Source organism: Daejeonella sp. (genome assembly GCF_030684675.1).
Taxonomy (GTDB): Bacteria; Bacteroidota; Bacteroidia; order Sphingobacteriales; family Sphingobacteriaceae; genus Daejeonella.
Window position 1 is genome coordinate 1 of record NZ_JAUXXZ010000003.1, and the last position, 8,828, is coordinate 8,828.

The 8,828-nt window shown below is 41.6% G+C and carries 5 protein-coding genes; 1 reads left to right on the top strand and 4 read right to left on the bottom strand.

Annotation, left to right across the window (positions count from 1 at the left end; all coding sequences use genetic code 11):
* The first annotated feature begins 559 nt into the window (after window positions 1-559).
* Complete coding sequence (locus Q8M41_RS00135) at window positions 560-1,540, top strand: acyl-ACP desaturase (RefSeq protein WP_305363200.1); 981 nt, start codon at window positions 560-562, stop codon at window positions 1,538-1,540.
* A gap of 69 nt (window positions 1,541-1,609) precedes the next feature.
* Here Q8M41_RS00135 and Q8M41_RS00140 read toward each other — a convergent pair whose 3' ends face one another.
* The 4 genes from Q8M41_RS00140 to Q8M41_RS00155 form a co-directional block, all read right to left on the bottom strand.
* Window positions 1,610-2,986: a Gfo/Idh/MocA family protein gene (locus Q8M41_RS00140; protein WP_305363201.1), complete on the bottom strand. Its 1,377-nt coding sequence runs from the start codon at window positions 2,984-2,986 to the stop codon at window positions 1,610-1,612.
* 102 nt (window positions 2,987-3,088) lie between these two features.
* Window positions 3,089-3,688: a DUF1080 domain-containing protein gene (locus tag Q8M41_RS00145; RefSeq protein WP_305363202.1), complete on the bottom strand. Its 600-nt coding sequence runs from the start codon at window positions 3,686-3,688 to the stop codon at window positions 3,089-3,091.
* Window positions 3,689-3,759: 71 nt separating this feature from the next.
* On the bottom strand, window positions 3,760-4,890 hold the full coding sequence (locus Q8M41_RS00150) for an acyltransferase family protein (protein WP_305363203.1): 1,131 nt from the start codon (window positions 4,888-4,890) through the stop codon (window positions 3,760-3,762).
* A gap of 224 nt (window positions 4,891-5,114) precedes the next feature.
* The gene (locus Q8M41_RS00155) at window positions 5,115-8,480 is read right to left on the bottom strand and encodes a methylmalonyl-CoA mutase family protein (RefSeq protein ID WP_305363204.1); all 3,366 of its coding nucleotides are present in this window, start codon (window positions 8,478-8,480) and stop codon (window positions 5,115-5,117) included.
* Window positions 8,481-8,828: the final 348 nt, after the last annotated feature.

The window sequence follows — 8,828 nt, forward strand, 5'->3', positions numbered from 1 at the left end:
AGCGGCAGCTTTGCCGCTATGGAAATAGAATCTAACCACTAGTTTTCTGCGGCAAACTAAAGCGCCCGCCCGGCTGAAGCCATTCGGACGGGAAGAGCCCGGCTAGCGGGACCGATAGTACAAGGAACCTGCTTTTCAAAATATTCTGATTACTCTTATTAATTATGGTTTCAACTAATTTATATACCTAAGGGAATCTCCGCATTCAAACCTCAGAAATTAATTATTTACCTGGTCTTATTTAAGATAGACTAAACTTCCTTTAAGGCTGATTGGCTATCTTATTTTTTAAATAATTCGCAATAATTTTCATGAAATAAAACCAGCCCAAAAATTAATTATTTCTTCTAATGGATCACATTACTATTCATGCATATTAATATTGCGATTTTCTAATAGTGTGTGTGATCTATCTCATTTTCTCAACCCTTGTTTTTAGGTATACTTATCCAATTATTGCTTTTAAAGCATCTTATATCTATTTAAAAGATGTTTTGAATTCAATTTTAAGAGCCTGATTCATGCTTTTTACGTATATTTGGATAATTTAGAAATTCATATGAATATCAATATAGGATCACGCAGAGAAGTATTAGTGCACATCGAAAAGTATATGCTTGAAAAGATGGACGAATACCTCAAGCCTATCGAAACAAACTGGCAGCCTTCCGACTTCTTGCCTGATTCAACGCGCGATACATTTTATTCAGAAATTAAGGATTTGAAAGAGAATGCAAAAGCACTTTCTTATGATCTGGTAGCGGTTTTAATCGGTGATACTATTACTGAGGAAGCACTCCCAACCTATGAATCCTGGTTGACTATGGTTGACGGCATTTCGAAAGATGAACAAAATGGTTGGATGAAATGGGTGAGACTCTGGACTGCAGAAGAAAACCGCCATGGTGACCTGCTGAACAAATACCTTTATCTATCTGGTCGCGTGGATATGCGCCAGATGGAAATCTCAACACAATATCTGATTGCCGATGGATTTGATATCGGTACAGGTCATGACCCTTACCGTAATTTTATCTATACCAGTTTTCAGGAACTTGCCACAAATATTTCACACAGAAGGGTTGCTTCATTGGCCAAAGCTGATGGCGATACATTACTATCGAAAATGTGTGGTGTAATTGCTTCGGATGAGGCCAGACATGCAAAGGCCTATAAAGATTTTATGCTTCGTATTTTTGAAGTGGATCCAAGTGAGGCGATGATTGCTTTTGAAGATATGATGCGTAATAAAATTGTAATGCCTGCTCATTTTCTTCGCGAAGTTGGTTTGCAAATGGGTCAGACATTCGGACACTTTACGGATGCAGCGCAGCGTTTGGGCGTTTATACCGCTGTAGATTATGTTCAGATCATGAAACAACTGATCGATGAATGGCATATTGAAAAAGTGCGTGATTTGAATGAAGCCGGTGAAAAAGCGCGTGATTATGTGATGAATTTACCGGATCGACTGATCAGGGTCGCCGAAAGAATGAAAAATCCTTCCCTTGAATATAAGTTCAGCTGGATAGCCGGATAATTATCATTGTATAACATAAAAAGTCCGACCAGTATTTTTACCAGTCGGGCTTTTTTCTTGTTGTTAAAATCACTTTTTAACTAATTGCATCTTCTCGGGATTCCACAAAATAGCGGTATCATTGTTATAGCTGTCATTACATAACAATGCCGGAGCTGCAGCACGATATCCGAAAATAGCATCCTCGGCAACTTTGCCATTGTTCTTGATTGCATTAAAGAAATTTACAAAATGGTCGTACGGGCCACCCATATAGCCTTTTTCTGCTGCAAAGGTATATTCTTCCTGCGGAAGGATTCTTTTACGGTCGCTTAATGGAGTACCTGCATTCTTCATTTTTTCAATGAAAAATGGATCATCCGAAGAAAAGTTTTTATTCCTTCTTAGAGTAACACTGTCCCAGCCAATATCCATTGCGCCTTCACTTCCAACCAGCTTTAATATCGTATTTCCACTGGTACCATCGGCAAAATTACATCTTAAGGATAGATTAAATGCCGGGTGAGCATGAGCCTGCTCCGGATAATCAAATATGCCAAGTAGCACATCCGGGACTTCCCTGCCATCTTTCCAGTATCTTAATCCACCGGATGAATAGATCTTGTTCGGGCCGAATGAATCTGTAATAAAATGCAGACTAGAGAAGAGATGGACAAACAAATCGCCCGACATTCCGGTTCCATAATCCCGGTAATTTCTCCATCTGAAGAAACGCATTGCATCAAATGAGCGTTTGGTCGCATTGCTTACAAAAGTATCCCAGTCAACGGTAGCAGCTGAAGCATCTGCCGGTATTGGATACTGCCAGGCACCACCTGGTGAATGACGAGCCCAGAAACCTTCTGCAAAATTGAGCTGTCCGATAGCCCCATCTTTCAGAAGTTCCTTTGCTTTCTCATTCCCCAGTGAAGATACTCCCTGACTACCAACCTGAAATACCTTTCCGGTTTCTTTCTGAGCTTTGATAACAGCCGGACCCTCTGTAATATCATGAACCATTGGCTTCTCGCAGTAAACGTGTTTTCCCGCTCTCATTGCATCGATTGAGATCTGCTGATGCCAGTGATCAGGCGTAGCTACGATAACTGCATCAATATCAGAGCGGTTTAAGATCTCTTTGTATGATTTTGTAGTGAAAATGTCCTGTCCCCAGCGGGTTTTGGCATCATTTAATCTTCCATCATACAGGTCGCAAACCCCTACTAATTTTGTCCCCGGAACTTTGAGTGCAGTGATTGTATCTCCAGTACCCATTCCACCCGCTCCAATCAGTGCAATATTAATATTGTCATTAGCCCCAATGTATTGTCTTTTATGAATTATAAACTGTGCTGTTTCACTTTCCTGAGCTGCAGCAAGTACATTGCTTCCAACCGCAACGGCGGCTGTGGATGCAGCAAGTTTTTTAATAAAGCCTCTGCGGGATGATTCCTGATTGTTGTTCATTAGAATATAATTTGGTTTTATTCCCGCACATGCAGGATTGAATAAGCCTGCTTATAGGGCAGGCTTATTTGTTTAATTTTAATAAATTAATCGTGCTGATTTTTATTCGAGCTCTTTAATTTTAATCCGCTTCCATCTAACCTTGATGTCGCCACCAGAATGGATTTGAAGAGCAATAAAACCTTTTCCTGCTCCGAATTTTTCATCTTTCAGATGAGAGATTTGTTTACCGTTTAACCAGGTAGTTATTTCATCACCCATTACATGAATCTTTCCACGGTTCCAGCCATCCGGACTAAGTCCTGATTCTTCTTCTTTAGTTGGTTTTGTTAACCATCCTCTTCCATAAGATTCGTAGATGCCACCAGTTCCGTTTCCTGGAGGAGCAACTTCTACCTGCCATCCGCTGATTTTAGTGCCCTCAATGCCGGAACGGACGAATACACCGCTGTTACCATTGGCTTCAAGTTTAAAATCATATTCCAGGATGAAATTCTTGTAGTTTTTGTCTGTAGACAAATAGCCATATTCTTCTTTTGGCCCATTTTCACAGATCAGGTTGCCTTTTTCGACATACCACTTCTCGGTACCATGAATAGTCCAGCCGGTAAGATCCTTGCCGTTAAATAGTTTTGTCGATTTCTGAGCAATTGCAGCCGATGAAATCAAAATGAAGGAGAAAATAAATACTAAGTATTTCATTATAGCGTGTTTTGGTTTATATAATAAATATAGTTTTTAAAAAATGGATTCAAAACGAAGCGTTATATATTTTACACTTTTATATAAATGTGTTTCTTGTCCATCCATAATCCAACAGCCCAGCAGAGTAACATAAAGGTCAGGGCAAACAGTAAAGAACCAATTGGCCCGGGTGCTATAGTCTGAAAAACATTGATGCTGATTGCTTGACGAAGACTGGTATCTTCAGCCACAGTGATCAGATTAAGAATTCTGCTGCCAACTTCAGCCAGTAAATAGATAAATAGCGGATTTTTGCCAAATACGGTAAAGAAATAAGTCCAGTTCCCTCTATTCATCGACTTAATTTCAACAACATACAATAATGAAGCAATGATTGCCAGATTAAGTCCACTGGTCAGCAGGATAAAGGAGCCGGTCCAGAGTTTTTTATTGATCGGGAATACGCTGTCCCAGCATAATGCGATAAAGATCAAAACTCCTCCGGCCAAAAGTAATTTGGCAATCGTTTCATAAGTTTTGCCATTTTCTTTAATGAATTTTCCTGCAAAGTACCCGATAATAACCAAGACAATGGCCGGTATGGTACTCAAAAGTCCCTGTGCTTCAAAAGGTACACCCTCGCCTTTGGATAGATGGCTTTCTCCAAACAGAAATTTATCCAGATAGTGACCTGCATTACCCAGCATGCTGTACGGATCTGCAGGATCACCAAATGCGAGTAGAATCCCCCAGTAACCCAGAAGGAAGATCACACTTAAAATAATGATCCGCTTCGCGGACAGATAATGAATCATTAGTGCTGCAAAGAAATAACAGAGCGCAATACGTTGTAATACCCCGAAAATGCGGGTTTCGCTGATTGGTTTTAAGATTAATTCTCCGGCTTCATTGGCTTTGAAAAATGGGAACCAGTAAAGCAGGTAACCCAGAATAAAGATCCATGCGGTTCTTTTTAGTATTTTCAGGAATACCAGACTGTCGTTTTCAAGTTTACTTTTCGTAAAGCTCATCGCATTTCCAACCGCAAATAAAAAGGATGGGAAAACCAGATCTGTCGCAGTAAAGCCATGCCATGAAGCATGTAGCAGAGGAGCAAATGGAGTAGCTCCGCTTCCCGGAGTATTGACAATGATCATAAAACATACGGTCATGCCTCTGAAAACATCAAGTGACAGGAAGCGGGTGGGGGAATTGCTCATTTTGTTGAAATTGGATTAAAATTAAGTATTCAAGATCCAATTTACATTATTTTAGAGGATTTGGAAATGGGGAGCGTCATTCCGAAGGATACCCGCAGGCCTGAAAGGCAGGTAAGGCGAGGAATCTCATAAACTAGACTTCTTCTATTAGTCTTGAGATTTCTCCGCGCGTTAACGATTTGTTTTATTAGAACGTTTGCTTCCGCGAGTCGAAATGACGATATTTACATATTCCTCCTATACTGCCCCCCAACCTCATACAAAGCATGTGATATCTGTCCCAGAGAACAAACCTTACAAACCTCCATCAGGCTTTCAAAAATATTTTCTCCGGCAACAGCCTTCTGCTGAAGTTCTTTCAAAAGCTTAACTGAAGTTTCCCCATTTCTTTGCTGAAAGGTTTCTAAAGCACTGATCTGAAATTTTTTTTCTTCTTCTGTCGCGCGGATAACTTCTGATGGGATGATCGTTGGTGATCCGTTTTTGTTGAGAAAGGTATTAACCCCTATAATAGGGTAAGTCCCGTCGTGTTTCAGGGTTTCATAATACAGTGATTCTTCCTGAATACGGCTACGCTGGTACATCGTTTCCATGGCTCCCAACACTCCACCGCGATCATTGATTCGCTTGAATTCCTCCAGAACGGCTGCTTCAACAAGTTCGGTCAGTTCTTCAATAATGAATGCACCCTGCAATGGATTTTCATTTTTGGCGAGACCTAATTCCCGGTTAATAATAAGCTGTATTGCCATTGCCCTGCGCACCGACTCTTCTGTCGGTGTGGTAATCGCTTCATCATAAGCATTGGTATGCAATGAATTGCAATTATCATAGATCGCGTAAAGCGCCTGCAAAGTAGTTCTGATATCATTGAAATCAATTTCCTGAGCATGCAGGGAGCGCCCCGAGGTCTGGATATGATATTTTAATTTTTGTGAACGGTCATTGCCCTTGTATTTATGCTTGATGGCCTTAGCCCAGATAATTCTCGCCACACGTCCGATTACTGAATATTCGGGATCAATTCCGTTGGAGAAAAAGAAGGACAGGTTTGGCGCAAACTCATCGATATGCATCCCACGGCTCAGGTAATATTCTACGAAAGTAAAGCCATTACTTAGGGTAAATGCGAGTTGGGAGATCGGATTAGCTCCTGCTTCAGCGATATGGTATCCCGAAATAGAAACAGAATAGAAGTTCCTTACCTGCTTGTCAATGAAATACTTCTGGATATCGCCCATCATTCTCAGGGCGAATTCAGTTGAAAAAATGCAGGTGTTTTGTGCCTGATCTTCTTTCAATATATCTGCCTGCACAGTACCTCTTACACTGGCAATTGCAAAGGCTTTGATCTTATTATATACTTCCGGTGCTATGACCTGATCGCCTGTAAGTCCAAGAAGCATTAAACCGAGTCCATTGTTTCCTTCAGGAAGTTCGCCCTGATAAACCGGTTGGGAAATACTTTTTGCTTTGAAAATCTGATCAATTTTTGCCTTGACTTCTGCCTGTAGCCCGTTTTCAATGATGTATTTCTCACATTGCTGATCGATGGCGGCATTCATGAAGAAGCCAAGCAGCATTGGCGCCGGACCGTTAATGGTCATGGATACGGATGTAGAAGGATGGCAAAGATCAAATCCGCTGTACAATTTTTTAGCATCATCAAGTGTCGCGATGCTAACTCCTGAATTCCCGATCTTGCCGTAAATATCTGGACGGAGGCCGGGATCTTCTCCGTAGAGCGTGACCGAGTCGAAAGCTGTAGAAAGCCGGTGTGCCGGCTGTCCGAGGGAAACATAATGAAAACGCTTGTTTGTCCGCTCCGGACCACCCTCACCTGCAAACATACGTGTTGGATCTTCACCTTCACGTTTTAAAGGGAATACTCCTGCAGCGTATGGAAACTCTCCCGGAACATTTTCAGTCAGTAACCAGCGCAGGATGTCGCCCCATGCTTCATATTTCGGTAAAGAGATCTTTGGAATTCTTAGTTTAGATAATGATTCTGAATAAAGGGATTGCTTAATTTCCTTATCGCGGACTTTAAAAATGAATTCATCAGCCTTATATTTTCTGATCGTATCAGGCCATTCACGTAATAATCTGCGGCATTCCGGATCAAGACTTTCTTCGAGTTTATTATATATATCAGTCAAAGGACTTTTTAAGCCCTCTCCTTCGGAGAGGGTTTGGGTGAGGCCCAATACCCCCTTCACCTGAAACATCTGCTGAGCAATTTTACTCTGTCCGTTTACCCATTCGGCATAGGCTGAACTGCTTTCAACAATTTCGGCGAGATAACGGATTCGCTCTGGCGGAATGATATAACTCTTTTCGCTGTGCTTTCCGATTAATTCCATTTTTGCCTGGAAATCATATCCGGTCTTCCTTAAAATGGCCTTCATCAATTCCGCGAAGAGTTTATTCATCCCGGGATCATTGAATTGGGAAGCCATAGTGCCGATCACAGGGAGTTCTTCATCCGGAGAATCGAACAAAAGATGATTGCGCTTAAACTGTTTCCTCACATCCCTGATCGCATCCAGAGCCCCACGTTTATCAAATTTATTGATCGCCACGATATCCGCGAAGTCGAGCATATCGATCTTTTCCAGTTGGGTTGCTGCACCAAACTCGGGAGTCATCACATATAAGGATACATCACAATGTTCTGTGATCTCAGTATCTGACTGTCCGATGCCGGAAGTTTCAACAATGATCAGTTCATATCCTGCTGCTTTGCAGATATCAATCGACTCCTGAACATATTTTGAGAGGGCTAAATTGGCTTGCCTTGTCGCGAGGGAACGCATGTAAACCCGTGGGTTATTAATTGAGTTCATCCGGATACGGTCGCCTAATAAAGCACCGCCGGTTTTGCGTTTTGAAGGATCAACTGAGATAATGGCAATGCTTTTATCAGTTTCGACCAGAAAGCGACGAACCAACTCATCGATCAGGGAAGATTTTCCCGCCCCACCAGTTCCTGTGATTCCAATAACCGGGACTTTTTTATCTGCATTTAATTTTTCAAGTTCTTTCAGGAAGTTCTCTGTCTGCTCCGGATGATTTTCTGCCAGTGTAATCGCAGAAGCTATTGCATTCACATTCTTTTGCTGAATGCCCTGCAGTTCATTCGTCAGGCTGGTATGGGTTTGAAAATCACATGCCTGGAGCATATCATTGATCATTCCCTGAAGTCCCATTTTCCGGCCATCATCAGGTGAATAGATCTGAATGATGCCGTATTCTTTAAGTTCTTGGATTTCAGTAGGTAAGATTACGCCGCCACCGCCCGCAAATATTTTGATATGGCCTGCACCCGATTCCTGAAGCAGATCATACATGTATTTTAAGTACTCAATATGCCCACCTTGATAGGAGGTCATGGCTATACCCTGAACATCTTCCTGAATTGCACAGTTTACAACCTCCTGCACAGATCGGTTATGACCCAGATGTATTACCTCTGCCCCCGAGGACTGCAAAATCCGGCGCATAATGTTGATAGTAGCATCATGCCCATCGAACAGGGCAGCTGCTGTAACAAAACGTATCTTATGTTTAGGTTTGTAGACTTCGGTCATTTTGGTTCTTCTTGGGGTATAAAGGTAAGAATAATTGGATTGATGAGAGATTTGGGGGGATAGGGTTTGTGAAATTTGAATTACCCACCAATTTAATCTTGTACGATGAGGCGTCTAACCGACCCCGAAGGTGGTCGCATGTTTATAGAAATACCAAAAATCTAGTTTTACGACCCTGAAGGGGTCGCATGTGGAATTCCGATACATGCGACCACCTTCCTTTAGATTAGTAATCTCTAAGAAAGAGTGGTTATTGTTATTGTAGGATTTTCTTTTTGCTTCTTTTTCTTTTGTTAATAACTGAAATTTATGTGTAAAAGTTAACACTGACAGAGGCGACTTAGGACC

Coding starts and splice junctions, on each gene's coding strand:
- Q8M41_RS00150 (WP_305363203.1), bottom strand. CDS start 4,890: ATGAGCAATTCCCCCACCCGCTTCCTGTCACTTGATGTTTTCAGAGGC.
- Q8M41_RS00140 (WP_305363201.1), bottom strand. CDS start 2,986: ATGAACAACAATCAGGAATCATCCCGCAGAGGCTTTATTAAAAAACTT.
- Q8M41_RS00155 (WP_305363204.1), bottom strand. CDS start 8,480: ATGACCGAAGTCTACAAACCTAAACATAAGATACGTTTTGTTACAGCA.
- Q8M41_RS00135 (WP_305363200.1), top strand. CDS start 560: ATGAATATCAATATAGGATCACGCAGAGAAGTATTAGTGCACATCGAA.
- Q8M41_RS00145 (WP_305363202.1), bottom strand. CDS start 3,688: ATGAAATACTTAGTATTTATTTTCTCCTTCATTTTGATTTCATCGGCT.